Source organism: Pseudomonas sp. GW822-FHT02G04 (genome assembly GCF_058802085.1).
The window spans coordinates 79,436-91,740 of sequence record NZ_JBXANU010000027.1 but is presented as its reverse complement, the minus strand read 5'-3'; the positions used below and the strand labels follow the sequence as shown (position 1 = coordinate 91,740).

Annotated in this window: 13 protein-coding genes; 4 read left to right on the top strand and 9 right to left on the bottom strand. The window is 59.7% G+C overall.

The window, feature by feature from the left end; translation table 11 throughout:
• Nucleotides 1-83: 83 nt before the first annotated feature.
• Entirely contained in the window at nucleotides 84-458 is a 375-nt protein-coding gene (locus tag AC1RO5_RS25750; protein WP_493178367.1) for a DUF6124 family protein, read from the bottom strand.
• 687 nt (nucleotides 459-1,145) lie between these two features.
• Here AC1RO5_RS25750 and AC1RO5_RS25745 point away from each other — a divergent pair.
• Nucleotides 1,146-1,535: a hypothetical protein gene (locus AC1RO5_RS25745; protein ID WP_493178365.1), complete on the top strand. Its 390-nt coding sequence runs from the start codon at nucleotides 1,146-1,148 to the stop codon at nucleotides 1,533-1,535.
• 57 nt (nucleotides 1,536-1,592) lie between these two features.
• Here the strand turns inward: AC1RO5_RS25745 and AC1RO5_RS25740 are convergent, their stop codons facing one another.
• Nucleotides 1,593-2,585: a GlxA family transcriptional regulator gene (locus AC1RO5_RS25740; RefSeq protein WP_493178364.1), complete on the bottom strand. Its 993-nt coding sequence runs from the start codon at nucleotides 2,583-2,585 to the stop codon at nucleotides 1,593-1,595.
• 90 nt (nucleotides 2,586-2,675) lie between these two features.
• Between AC1RO5_RS25740 and inhA the strand changes: the two genes are divergently transcribed.
• Nucleotides 2,676-3,362 carry an isonitrile hydratase gene (gene inhA / locus AC1RO5_RS25735; protein ID WP_493178363.1) on the top strand — a complete coding sequence of 229 codons (687 nt, stop codon included), beginning with the start codon at nucleotides 2,676-2,678 and terminating at the stop codon, nucleotides 3,360-3,362.
• Nucleotides 3,363-3,435: 73 nt separating this feature from the next.
• Here the strand turns inward: inhA and AC1RO5_RS25730 are convergent, their stop codons facing one another.
• Together AC1RO5_RS25730 and AC1RO5_RS25725 are read right to left on the bottom strand one after the other, a co-directional pair.
• Entirely contained in the window at nucleotides 3,436-3,774 is a 339-nt protein-coding gene (locus tag AC1RO5_RS25730) for an antibiotic biosynthesis monooxygenase family protein (protein WP_019648322.1), read from the bottom strand.
• Between the two features lie 26 nt (nucleotides 3,775-3,800).
• Nucleotides 3,801-4,430, bottom strand: a complete 630-nt coding sequence (locus AC1RO5_RS25725) for a LysE family translocator (RefSeq protein WP_493178361.1) — start codon at nucleotides 4,428-4,430, stop codon at nucleotides 3,801-3,803.
• Between the two features lie 89 nt (nucleotides 4,431-4,519).
• Here AC1RO5_RS25725 and AC1RO5_RS25720 point away from each other — a divergent pair, with 89 nt between their 5' ends.
• Nucleotides 4,520-5,845 (top strand): aminotransferase-like domain-containing protein, encoded by a 1,326-nt coding sequence (locus AC1RO5_RS25720; protein ID WP_493178359.1) that lies wholly within the window; start codon nucleotides 4,520-4,522, stop codon nucleotides 5,843-5,845.
• Nucleotides 5,846-6,476: 631 nt separating this feature from the next.
• On the opposite strand, the gene AC1RO5_RS25715 is transcribed toward AC1RO5_RS25720, so the two are convergent.
• Nucleotides 6,477-6,965 (bottom strand): SRPBCC family protein, encoded by a 489-nt coding sequence (locus AC1RO5_RS25715; RefSeq protein ID WP_493178358.1) that lies wholly within the window; start codon nucleotides 6,963-6,965, stop codon nucleotides 6,477-6,479.
• Between the two features lie 208 nt (nucleotides 6,966-7,173).
• Here AC1RO5_RS25715 and AC1RO5_RS25710 point away from each other — a divergent pair, with 208 nt between their 5' ends.
• On the top strand, nucleotides 7,174-7,575 hold the full coding sequence (locus tag AC1RO5_RS25710; protein WP_493178356.1) for a lysozyme inhibitor LprI family protein: 402 nt from the start codon (nucleotides 7,174-7,176) through the stop codon (nucleotides 7,573-7,575).
• 156 nt (nucleotides 7,576-7,731) lie between these two features.
• Here AC1RO5_RS25710 and peaD read toward each other — a convergent pair whose 3' ends face one another.
• From peaD to peaA, 4 genes are all read right to left on the bottom strand, one after another.
• Nucleotides 7,732-8,850 carry a quinohemoprotein amine dehydrogenase subunit beta gene (gene peaD / locus AC1RO5_RS25705; RefSeq protein WP_493178355.1) on the bottom strand — a complete coding sequence of 373 codons (1,119 nt, stop codon included), beginning with the start codon at nucleotides 8,848-8,850 and terminating at the stop codon, nucleotides 7,732-7,734.
• A gap of 22 nt (nucleotides 8,851-8,872) precedes the next feature.
• On the bottom strand, nucleotides 8,873-9,196 hold the full coding sequence (gene qhpC / locus AC1RO5_RS25700) for a quinohemoprotein amine dehydrogenase subunit gamma (protein WP_007971075.1): 324 nt from the start codon (nucleotides 9,194-9,196) through the stop codon (nucleotides 8,873-8,875).
• Nucleotide 9,197: 1 nt separating this feature from the next.
• Complete coding sequence (gene peaB / locus AC1RO5_RS25695; protein WP_493178354.1) at nucleotides 9,198-10,628, bottom strand: quinohemoprotein amine dehydrogenase maturation protein; 1,431 nt, start codon at nucleotides 10,626-10,628, stop codon at nucleotides 9,198-9,200.
• 87 nt (nucleotides 10,629-10,715) lie between these two features.
• The gene (gene peaA, locus AC1RO5_RS25690; protein ID WP_493178353.1) at nucleotides 10,716-12,296 is read right to left on the bottom strand and encodes a quinohemoprotein amine dehydrogenase subunit alpha; all 1,581 of its coding nucleotides are present in this window, start codon (nucleotides 12,294-12,296) and stop codon (nucleotides 10,716-10,718) included.
• Nucleotides 12,297-12,305 lie beyond the last annotated feature (9 nt).

Here is a 12,305-nt window from a genome sequence, read left to right as displayed (position 1 = left end):
CCCCCCCCCCCCCCCCCCCCCCCCCCCCCCCCCCCCCCCCCCCCCCCCCCCCCCCCCCCCCCCCCCCCCCCCCTACAGGGGGGTTAGCTGTGTGGCGCAGGCTTCGGTATGTCGACGTTATCCAGCATCCGATTCACCGCCAGCTCGGCCAGCATGATGACCTGCTGAATCGCCAGGAGCGTATGCCGCTGTGGGGCGTCGACATAGGCTGCAATGTCGCTGGTCATGACGCTGGCTGAGGCCAGTGATTCGCAGACATGAGCCAACAGACTTTCGTTGTCCATGTCCGGCGCAACCAGAAACATCTTGCTTGGCTTACGGCTTTCGGTTTTTTTCGGGGTGGGTTTGAGGTAGTGGTCGAGCGCACGTTCGGCGGCTTCGTTGAGTTTTTTAGAATCGAGGGATTCGTAGGGGGAAACGTCGTCGGTTTCTGGGGGATTGGGACTGTCTTTTATCATGGCGTAACTCCTGACATTCATGAAGCTCACCATCATCGTGACCAAACGATGGGTGGTGGGCGGTACGCAGGTTGGTCAACCGGGAAGTCAGGCACCCGGCGCACTCGAAAGTGCCCCGCGCACAGCCCACCGCGAAGCATACCGACAAGCACAAGAAAAAGCGCCGACATGCTCACGTTGGCGCTTGTACGCCTGACATTGCACGGGTGACCAAACCCGGTCGCTGAATTGGCAGCGACCCGGAAAGACTATCGGCTCCCTTTCCTAACCTACAACCGCCAAAACTCGTCAGAAATATCCACATTTACGACGCTTTTTGTAGGATCGAGGCTTACCCGCGATGAACTTAAACACACTCCGCCTGACAGGAATGACCTCCCGTGGCGAGGGGGCTTGCCCCCGTTGGGTCGCGTAGCGGCCCCTCGAATGCTCAACCACATTCCTCCAGAAGCACCGTGTTTGCTGGTTTTACGACTGCTGCGCAGCCGAACGGGGGCAAGCCCCCTCGCCACAAGAGTGTGTAGGGCAAACACCTACATTTACTAAACAAACCTGCCCAATCAACACGCAGTTACTCATTCCTACATCCGGAAATACCTTGTTGCCAGCACCTACATCCATCCCTACCATCCACGCTCAACGGGCACAGCGGAGCTGTCCAACAAAACCCGAATTCAAGGAACCAGAATGATCCAGCGCATCCATCGCAGCATCGATACCCCACTCCGATCAGGCCTGAACCGGACTGAATTGTGGGAAGGCCCCGACAAAGGCCTGATCAAATGCTGGGAGATCGGTCGCCAACGCGCCGCCCGCTTCCCCGACCTCGCCAACCAATGCCTCACAGGCGAACTCCCGGTGCTGGGCTGGAAAGGTGGTGTCAGCCGCAGCCTGAAGAAACTCGAAAAATACGGATCCCTGAAATACCTCGCCCAATGGCAGGGGTTGCGCGGGGAAGATCTGGATATTGATCTGAGCGCAGAACGGGCGTTGACCTGTTCCCGGACCAAAATGGTGGTGACGTTTACACCGGACCGGTCGAAGTACTTCAATCAGATGGCGGACGTGGAAGCCTGAGAAGTAAGGCCTCAGATCGATCTGACAACATTCCCGAGGAAGCGCCCAAGGCGACGCTCAAGGCATTACTGGATCTGCTGGAGGGCTGACGGAAAACCGCTCGCGATAAGCCTGCGGTGTCACGCCCATGGCTCGCAGAAAACTGCGACGCAAGGTTTCTTCGCTGCCAAACCCGCATTGCACCGCGACCCGTTTGATTGGTACGCCGGTGTCGCTGAGCAAGCGCCGGGCGGTCTCGACCCGAATCAGCTCAATGGCTCGTGCCGGGGTCTGGCCGGTGTCGGCGCGGTAGTGACGGACGAAGCTGCGCTCGCTCATCCCGGCCTGCAAGGCCAAGGTCGGGATGCCGAGGTCCTTGGTGAGGTTTTCGCTAATCCAGGCGTGGAGCTCGTCGAATCGGTTGCCTTCTTTCTGCAACGACAGGGTCACGCTGAACTGCGACTGGCCCCCCGGACGCTTGAGAAACACCACCAGTTGCCGGGCGACTTCCAGGGCCATGGTTCGGCCGAGATCCTGTTCGACCATGGCCAGCGCCAGGTCAATGCCCGCAGTAACCCCGGCCGAGGTCCAGACCGGACCGTCGTTGATGAAGATCGGGTTGGGTTCGACCTGCAGTTTGGGATGCTGCTGCGCCAATTGCTCGCAGCGGGTCCAGTGCGTCACTACTCGTCGACCATCAAGCCAGCCGCTGGCTGCCAGCAAAAACGCCCCGGTGCACACCGACGACACTCGCCGGCAATCTCGCGCATGCTCACGCACCCACGCCACCAGCGACGCGTCCTGCGCCGCCGCGTAAACGCCCCAGCCACCGGCAATGATCAAGGTGTCGCTGCCCCGATCCGGCAGCGGTTCTGCCAATAGCGCCAACCCCGCCGACGACATCACCGCCCCGCCACCGCTGGCAATCACTGACGGCGCATAGGGCGGCGGCAGACCTTGCTGGCGGGCAATGTCGTTGGCCGAGGCAAACACCTGCAACGGCCCGGTGACATCGAGCACTTGCACGTTGGCAAAGGCCAGCACATGAATGGTTTTCGGGTGGCTCGGCATGTTTGGCGTAATTCGTGGGGTTATTGGCGTATACGCCAGATCCTACGAGCCTACAGTGAAGCCGTCCACCCCAATCAGGAGAAAAACGCCATGACGTTGCAGATCGGTTTACTGTTGTTTCCACAGGTTCAACAACTGGACCTGACCGGCCCTTATGACGTGCTGGCCTCACTGCCGGATGTGAAGGTGCATCTGATCTGGAAGGACCTGGTGCCCGTCACCGCGAGTACCGGGCTGGTGTTGAAACCGACCATCACCTTCGACGATTGCCCGCCGCTGGATGTGATCTGCGTTCCCGGTGGCGGTGGTGTCGGGCCATTGATGGAAGATGAACAAACCCTGGCTTTCATCAAGGCTCAGGCCGCCACGGCGCGGTATGTCACCTCGGTCTGCACCGGTGCCCTGGTGCTTGGCGCGGCGGGGTTGCTCAAGGGCAAGCGCGCCACCACTCACTGGGCGTATCACGAATTGCTCGGGCTGTTGGGGGCGATCCCGGTGAAAGATCGAGTAGTACGCGACGGCAATCTGCTGACCGGTGGCGGGATCACCGCAGGCATCGACTTTGCCCTGACCCTGGCCGCTGAATTGTTCGATAAGGACACCGCGCAACTGGTGCAATTGCAGCTGGAATACGCCCCGGCACCGCCGTTTGCGTCGGGCAGCCCCGAAACGGCGCCAGCTAGCGTGCTGGAAGAAGCCCGTACACGCGCTGCCGGGTCGTTGAAATTGCGCACGGAAATCACCGAACGTGCAGCGGCGAAACTCGATCTCCAGTGAAAGAGATGGCTGCGGGGGCTATCCCTCCGCAGCCAGTCATTCAGGCAGGAAAATCCGTCGCGGAAAACCTCGCTCAAGCATTCGCCGCACGCCGGCCATTCGGCACAAACAGCTCAAACGAGTCATCGCCATAAGCCCGCTCCACTTTAGCGATCACCACTTGATAACCCGCATACCACTTGCGGTACTGACGCTTGGCCTCCAAGTGCCTGGGATGGCTGGCGAATTCTCGGATAGAAGCTTCGTCCTGCCAGTAGTAACTGGCGTTGACCAACTCGCCATCGGCCGAGCACCAGGATTGGGTGCCGACGAACCCTTCGATGCTGATCGCGACTTCGTCGATCAACGTGCTCAACCGATTGAACTCCTCGTCCCGTTGCCCGGGTTTGTAGATAAACGATGCGATGTACATGCAGAGGTTCCTTTTCAGCGAATGAGTCAGGCCGGACGAGTCATCAGGGCCAGCCGGACGGCGAGTAACAGCAGTACTGCGGCCAGCCCCAATGACTGCCATCTGGCGAATGTCGACGTGCTGGAAATACGCCGGCTGACCGTGCTGCCGAAAACCCCGAGCAGGGTGTGAAACACGCCACTGACCAGGGTCAGCACCATGCCCAGCAGCACCAGCTGTACGGCAATCGAGCCTCGTTGCGTGTTAACGAATTGCGGCAGGAACACCATGAAAAACAGCAAGGCCTTGGGGTTCAACAGGCTGTTGAGCATCGCCCGGATCAGCAGGGTCTTGAGCGGCACCTGCGCAACATCCGACATGCCGCCGGCCGATGGCTTTTGCAACGCCTTGAACGCCAGCCACAGCAGGTACAAGACACCGGCATAACGGATCAGGTCGAAGGCCGGCGGCCAACTGGCAACCAGTGCCGTAACCCCCATCGCGGTCAGCGCCGTCAGGATCAGATCGGCCAGGCCAATGCCCAATCCCGACGCCACACCACCGCGCCAGCCATAACTGGCACCATGGCTGATTACGAAGGCCATGTTCGGTCCGGGTGACAGCAGCAACAGCATCACCGCGCCGACGAAAATCGATAAGGTCGCAAGGTCAATCACAGCGCAGTCTCCGTCCTGGAAAGCCTGTAGATTAGAGCGCCAATCTGATACAAACAAAAAATTGATCCAGATACAAAGAGCACTCACCCATGACCCGTATTCGCTACAAACGCCTGGTGGATCAGTTCGCCGGGAAGATTCGCAGCGGTGAACTGCCGCCGGCCACGCAATTGCCGACCATTCGCGCGCTGATGCAGAGCGAACGGATTGCCCTGGCCACGGCATTGCGGGTCTATCACGAGCTGGAAGCGATCGGCCTGGTGGTCGGCGAGACCGGCCGTGGCACCTTTGTGCGCGACACGTCCTTGCCACGCGGACTGGGGCTGGAACAGCAACCACTGGGCGTCGGCATGGTGGACCTGACCTTCAATTACCCGTCGGTACCCGGTCAGGACGAGTTATTGCGCGAGGGTTTGCGAGCGATTGCCGCCTCCGGGGATATCGATGCGCTATTGCATTCCGCGCCTCAGGGCGGGCGGCCGCATGAACGGCAGACGGCGGCCCGGCATTTACGCAATCGGGACATTCGGGTGGGGGGCGATCAGGTGCTGATCGTCAACGGCGCCCAGCAAGGTCTTGCCGTGACGCTGATGGCACTGCTCAAACCGGGAGATATTCTGGCCCTCGACGCCCTCACCTACCCCGGCCTGAAAACCCTGGCCCAAGCGCATCGGCTGGACCTCGAAGCCCTGCCGCAAATCGCCGGGCACACCGACCTCGACGCCCTGGAAGCACTGTGCAAGCGGCGCCCCGTGCGGGCGCTCTACAGCATGCCGACGATGCACAACCCGCTGGGGACGGTGATGTCCATCGCCGACCGTGAACGCCTGGTGCAATTGGCCGAACGCTACGACTTTCTGATCATCGAAGACGGTGCCTATGCCTTCCTCGCAGAACCGGCGCCCAAACCGCTGTTTACCCTGGCCCCGCAGCGCACGCTGTACATCAGCGGGCTGTCGAAAAGCGTTGCCTCGGGCCTGCGCATCGGTTTCATCGTTGCACCGAAAGCGATGATGCCAGCGCTGGAACAAGCCATTCGCGTGTCGACATGGAGCACCCCGTCGCTGACCGTCGCACTGGCCTGCCGCTGGATCGATAGCGGCGAAGTCGACAACCTCGAAGAGCAAAAGCGCCTGGACGCCCGGCAGCGACAGGACCTGGCTCGGCAAATCCTGAAAAACTGCGAACTGGTGGCGCATCCCGCGTCCTACTACCTCTGGCTCAGATTGCCCGAAGGATTGCGGGCCGAAACGGTGGTTGCCGAGCTGGAACGTAAGGGTGTGCAGGTGACCAGCGCCGATCCCTTTGCCACGACCACTCATGTGCCTCCTGCACTGCGGGTGGCCATGGGATCGATCAGCCTCGACGTGTTGAAGCGCGCCCTGGAGACTCTGCGTGAAGTCGTGGACATCTGACGGACTTTTCTGACACCCATAAAAAAACCCGCCTAAGCGGGTTTCTCAAGACCATTGCGACATCCTGTCGGTAGCCATCCTGGCGTATGGTCGATCATCCGTGATCCTGAACACGTCCTGTGTTCAGTTGATGGATCCAGATTAAACACATCGATGAAGCTTCAAAAGACGACATACCAGCGACTGCGTGTAAGCCATTGACCACTCAGCGCCTAAAAACAGCCCTTATAGCAGGAACACGTCCTGTGTCGTAGGAGCGAGGCTTGCCCGCGATAAACGATGACGCGGTCCTGCTGATACAGCGCGGCGCTTCCTTCGCGGGCAAGCCTCGCTCCTACAGGTTGGGCTGGCGGCATTTCCTGCAGACGAAAAAAAACCCGCCGAAGCGGGTTTTTCCCAAGACCATATCGACTCCCTGTCGGCAGCAATCCTTGCTTATGGTCGATCATCCGTGACCCTGAGCACTTCCTGTGCTTCAGTTGATGGGGCTAGATTACGCTTCGGATCCAATCAGCAATAGACGACATAGCTACTACCGCGTGTAAGACATTCGCCATAGCCGCCCTTCCGAAAACTCTTGGACGTATCAACCATCATGGGCCGAAGCCACGAGTTTCGAGACCTGCAGCCATCAACCGCCCTGAAGATCGTGGGTCTTGGCGTTGTTCGTCAGAAACTGTTCGATATTGTTCATCTGCTCATCCCAGCCACGGCTGTCCATGCGGAACGCCTTGAGCCTGCGCGACTGAGGAACGTGATCGAAACCGGACTCGACGACCGTCAACAGCGTGCCTTCGTCCATGTCCTGGAGTTCGAATTTCACCAGCGTGGTGGGCTCCTGGGAGTAATCGACTTCCGGTTCCACCGCATACGGGTGCCAGCGAAACGAGAACACCCGCTCCGGCTCGACCCGCTCCACCAGTACATTCCACAACAAGTGCTCATAACCAGGATACGTAATCTGCCCCTGGGTCCACTCGCCGGCGACAAAGCGCTTGCCTTCGAGTGCCACACCGAACCATTGTCCGAACATTTCGGCATTGGCCAGCATGCGCCAGACCCGCGAGCGCGGCGCCTTGAGCAGGATCTTCCTTTCGATGCGATCTGATGCTGGGTTCATAAGTCACCTCCTGTATTGAACAGTAGGCCCGTAAAGACCAGAAGACCAACCTAAAAGTTGTATCAAACGGCTGCTGCAATCAACCGTACCTGAAATATTCGGCCTCGATTTAGGCCATAAGTTCTGGGCTGAAAGCGCCTCGTTACAAGCTGAAACTTCCATCTTCGCTACACTGCAGCCCAATTTTCACCACCACTGCGAGCCCACCATGCCCCCACGTTTTCTCCTGGCGCTGACGCCACTGCTGTTCACCCCACTTGCGCATGCCATCGACTGCGACAACGCCACCGACCAGACAACGATGAATCAGTGCGCGGCGCAGCAGAACAAAGCGGCCGACAAGGAGCTGAATGCGCTTTACCAGCAGATCACCACGCGATTGAAGGACAGCCCTGACGCCAAGAAGCTGTTGGTCAGTGCCCAGCGCTCATGGATTGCGTTTCGCGATGCCGAGTGCAAGTTCTCGGCATCCGGTGTGGAGGGAGGCAGTGTTTATCCGCTGATCTACAGCAACTGCACCACGGAGCTGACCAAGGCGCGGGTCGAAGCGTTCAAGACTTACTTGAAGTGTAAGGAAGGGGATTTGAGTTGCCCGGTGCCGGAGGCTTGATGCTGCGGCGTTCTTGAGGGCCTCTTCGCGGGCAAGCCTCGCTCCTACAGGGGTCTTCGGCGGTACATAAATTGTGTATCCAACCAAAATCCGATGTAGGAGCGAGCGGTGCGGCGATCCGACTTGCCCGCGAAGGCGTCCGCTCAGGCGCAGTAGTTACCGAACAAAAACCTGCGCCGTGGTAATCGCCATATCCCCACCCGGCAACTTGATGCTGCCAATCGGCTTCAGGCTGTCGGCATCGAAAATCGCCACATCGTTGAACGTCCCGGCCAGGTAGATCTTGCTGCCGTCCTTGTTGAAGGAAATGCAGTAGTAGGAGTGATCGAGCGTCGCCGCCTGCAGCATTTTCTTCTGCTTGATGTCGTACTTGGCCAAGCGATTGAGCACGCCGAACATCAGGTTCGGATCCTTGGGCGAGCGCATGCCGCTGAAGTAGATTTCCGTCAGCGGACCGAAGTCGGTGGTTTCGGTCTTGCCGGTTTTCAGGTCGATGCTGAACAGCCCGTAGAGGTACTCGGCGGTGGCCGGGTCCTGCTTCTTGTCCTTGAATTTCGCGGCGGTGTAGAGCAGCGAGAAATCATGACGATAGGTCTGCTGGTTCCACACGTAGAGCACGTCCGGTGCGCTGTAGTTGGCCCGTTTCCAGTGACGGCTGGGGATCAGCACGTCGAACTTGCCGGTGTTCACATTAACCTTGTAAACATCCGCGCCTGCCACATACAACGTGCCGTCGTCACCGCTCTGCATGATGGTCAACTGCCGTGGTGCCGGGAAACTGCGCACGGGTTTGGCGTCCATGCCGGCGTCGGTCGCGTACACATCGAGACGCGGTTGCTGCACTTCGTAGCGATCGTTGAGCATCAACGTCGGGTTGGCGATGGCGAACAATTCCTTGCCGTCATGACTGAGGGTGAAAGCGAACATCGAGCGTGCTTTCTCCCCCGGTTTCTGGGTGATGCTGGCGTGGAATACCTGCTTGCAGCTGTCCAGCTCAACGCCGTAGACATCCGCATAGTGGTTGTTCAATACGTAAGCGGTCTTGCGATCCGGCGACAGCTGCACGGTGCCAGGGCCGAAGGCGTCCGGCATTTTGCAGGTCTTGAACAGGCTGTCGGTGGCCAGATCAATGACATGCAGGTTGTTCGGGTAATTGGTGGTCAACATGTACTCGTGACCATCTTGCAAAGCAGTGTTTTCATCGGCCAGAACAGTGAGCGAACAAGCGCTCAGGACGGCGAACGCGGCCAGGCCGCAGGCTTTGATGCTAGGCATGCTGGAATCCTTCTCTGTCCGATTACTTGTCTTTTGGAAAGACAGTGCCGAGGTTGCGCCAGTTTTCGTTGGACGCCTGGGCATCCTTGTTCCAGTCCGGGTAGGTGCTCATCATGTCCGGCACCTGGGCCGGCCACCAGCACGGGTCGGAGCAGCCATAAAGATCGGCCTCCATCGGCTGGCACAGCGAAGACACACCACCAAAGGCGTCGATCTCCCAACCCGGGTCGGTGGTCGAGGCGCAGCCGGCGACAGAACTCATCGCCACCACTTCTTCGATGCGGTTTTCATCCGCGGCCTGATCCAGCTTCAACGCTTTGTTATTGATTGCCTTGAGATGTTTCATATCAGTGAGCCTTGCGCGGAGTGATGTAGCTGCTGATAAACGCAGGGTTATTGGCCATGATCCGGGTGTAGACCTCGATGCCGAAATCCACCCAGTCACGCATCAGTTCGCAGTAGTGATAGGTCGGGTGCGTCGGGTCGCCGTATCGGGCGTAGCTCTCGTGGTAGCAGCCGCCGGAGCACAGGTTGCGGATCTGGCAGTCCTCGCAACCGGTGTTGGTGCGGTCCAGGCGTTGTGAGAGGAAGTCATTCAACTCGACCTGTTTCACGCCGCTGTGGACATTGCCGAAGGTCGGCAGGCTCGAACCGGTGAAGCGATGGCACAGGTTCAATTCGCCCTTGTGATCCACCGCCAGCATCTTCAGGCCCGCGCCGCATGGCAGGGCTTTTTTGTGGCCTTCATGGATGTCGGTGATCAACTGGTGAAGGTTGGAGAAACCGATATTGCGGTGCTCCAGCGCCGCTTCCAGATACCGTCGACCGAGCTTTTTCATATTGGCGAAAACTTCGATCAGTTCATCGCTGGACAGATTGAAACTGCTGATGTCGCCAGAAGTCACCGGAGCAAACCCGACCTCGGCAAAACCCAGTTCATTGAACAGGTGATCCCAGATAGTCTCGACGTCGGTGACGCCGGTGGTCAGGGTCACCCGCGCGCCCACCGGACGGCTGTTGTAGCGCGACAGCAGCATTTCGGCCTTGCGCCGCACCACGTCGTAGGTGCCCTGCCCGCCCACGGTGATGCGGTTGCGGTCGTGCACGGTTTTCGGCCCGTCGATACTGACCGAGAGCCCGAAGCGATGGGCATTGAGGTAGTCCACGGTCTCTTCGGTGAGCAGCGTGGCGTTGGTGGTCATGACGAATTCGACGAACTTGCCCGCCTCGGCGAAGCGCTTTTCACAGTAGTCGACCATGTACTCGATCAACTTGCGATTGCTCAGCGGCTCCCCGCCGAAGAACACCACGGTGAAGCGTTCTTCGTCCGGGGATTCGCGCAGCAGCATTTCCACCGACGCGACCGCGGTTTCGACGTCCATTTTCTTGCCGGCCGACGGCTTGTCGAGGTCTTCCTTGTAGCAGTAGGTGCAGCTCAGATTGCAGCCGGTGTTGACGTTGAGCACCACGGTATTGATCGCGGTGCGCTCGACCCGTTTGGTGCCGATGTCCGGCGTCAGTGGCGAGCCGTCGCTGACCAGTTCCAGCGAGATCAGCTCGCGCAGGGTCTCGGTGATTTCTTCGCCGTTGAAACGTGCGGCCAAGCGCTGGATCAGATCTTCCGAGGAACAGCCGGGACCGCGCAAGGTATCGATGATGGTGCCGGTCAGCTCATCGCTGGCGAACAGCGAACTGCTGGGAATGTGAAGCAGCATGCGGTCGGCATCGACGTGCACTTCGTGCAGATTACGCTCGACCAGATTCAAGATAGCGCCCATGGCAAACCTCCTGTGCAAGCCCCTTCTTGCGGGGTCTTGCGGTCATTCCAAAAAGTGTCTGAAACCGTAAAAGTCAGGTTTTCAACATCATGGAATGGGTGGATTGTTCCAGCGTTGCACAGTGACGATCATATGGCCTTCGCCGGTCAGGGATTTCCCTGCGTCGTCGACGGCGGCGATCACCTTGAGGTTGCCGGCATTGTTGGTGGACATCTTGCGCGCAGGGTTCGGCCCGGCATCGCCCGGGTTGAACACGCCAGCGTCGGCCTGCATGGTGCCGGCGAACTTGACGTCTTCGTCTTCCTTGGCGCGGTCGTCGAAGGCTTCGACTTTCCATTGCGCCGGGAACACGCCGATGCGATACGGCTTGCCGTCAGCGCCCTTGCCCCAGGCTTCGGCATCGAAGCGGCCCTGGACTTTCGGCGTCGAACCACCGCCCTCGCCGATCCGCGCCACCGAGAACTCCGGCACCACTTTGACCGAGTCGATCTTGCTGTAGACCGACAGGCTCGGGCCTTTCAGGCTGCCAACAGTCACCGCGCGCAGGCCCGGTTGGGCATTGGCGGCGGCCTTGAGTCTGACCTTGATCCGGTCCGCGCTTTGCTCGACGACTTCGAGCACTTCCACGCCTTTGCCGAAGTCCGGTTTGCCGGTGAGGCCACTGCCGACCAGCGTCACCTCTGTCTCGGCGCCCGCCTTCAGATAACCCGGCTGCACCGCCAGCAAACGCTGGGAACCCTGTTTGGCGGCGACGAAATCCAGACCGCGCTCGTCGTACTCGGCTTCGAACATCCGCCCCTGCATCGCATTGCCTTGGGCGGCGAACACCTGGCGCATGGTCACACCATCAATGGTCACGTTGCCGCGCCATTCGTAGCCGGTGTAGAGAATCGCGCTGCCATCGCCGTTGAAGGGCGTGCCGTCGGCGTACTGGCCTTTGACGCTGACCTTGAAGGTGTCGCTGCCGTTGGCCGTCACGCTCATCACCCCGGCCAATTCACCTTTACCCGGCAAGTGGCCGCTGAAACTCCAGTCACCCACCAGCGCAGCGCTTTTCGGCGCGCTGCCCAGCCATTTTTTCCAGGCCGGGTTGTCCAGCGGATAACGCTTGGCCAGCAGCGGCACCATGTCTTTGCGGGCGATATCAAACCAGTCACGATCCCGCGCCAGCGCCTGGTATTCCAGCGACGGCCATTGGCCGAGGTGGAAGTTCACCAGGCGCTCCCATTCCTGGGCAGGCCGGCGTTGCAGGGCAACCCGCGCGCCGGAGTGGCAGCGACCGCACATCTGGCTGGTCTGGTCGTCAAACTTCTCGACGGTATTGAGCCGCCGCTCCAGCGCATAACGCACGCCATCGGTCTCGCTCGGTGCCAGGCCCTGAGTGTCGGCCAGGTATTTGACGAGTGTCCGGCGGTCGTCATCGCTGATCTGCAAACCGTGCATGGTTTGCATCCGGGCGATGCTCATCAACCAGCCTTCCGGGGTTTTGCGCTGGTGGCTGATGCGGCTCAAGGCGTTATCGGCTTCGGGGGTGTGACAGCCCTGACAGGTTTCCTTGAGGATGGTCTGGGCGTCGCGGGCTGCCAGGCTATGGGGTGAGTGCAGCGCCATACAGGCGGCTACTACCAGCAGACTGGCGCTCATGCCTGATCGGAGTTTTCTCTTCATCAACGTCGA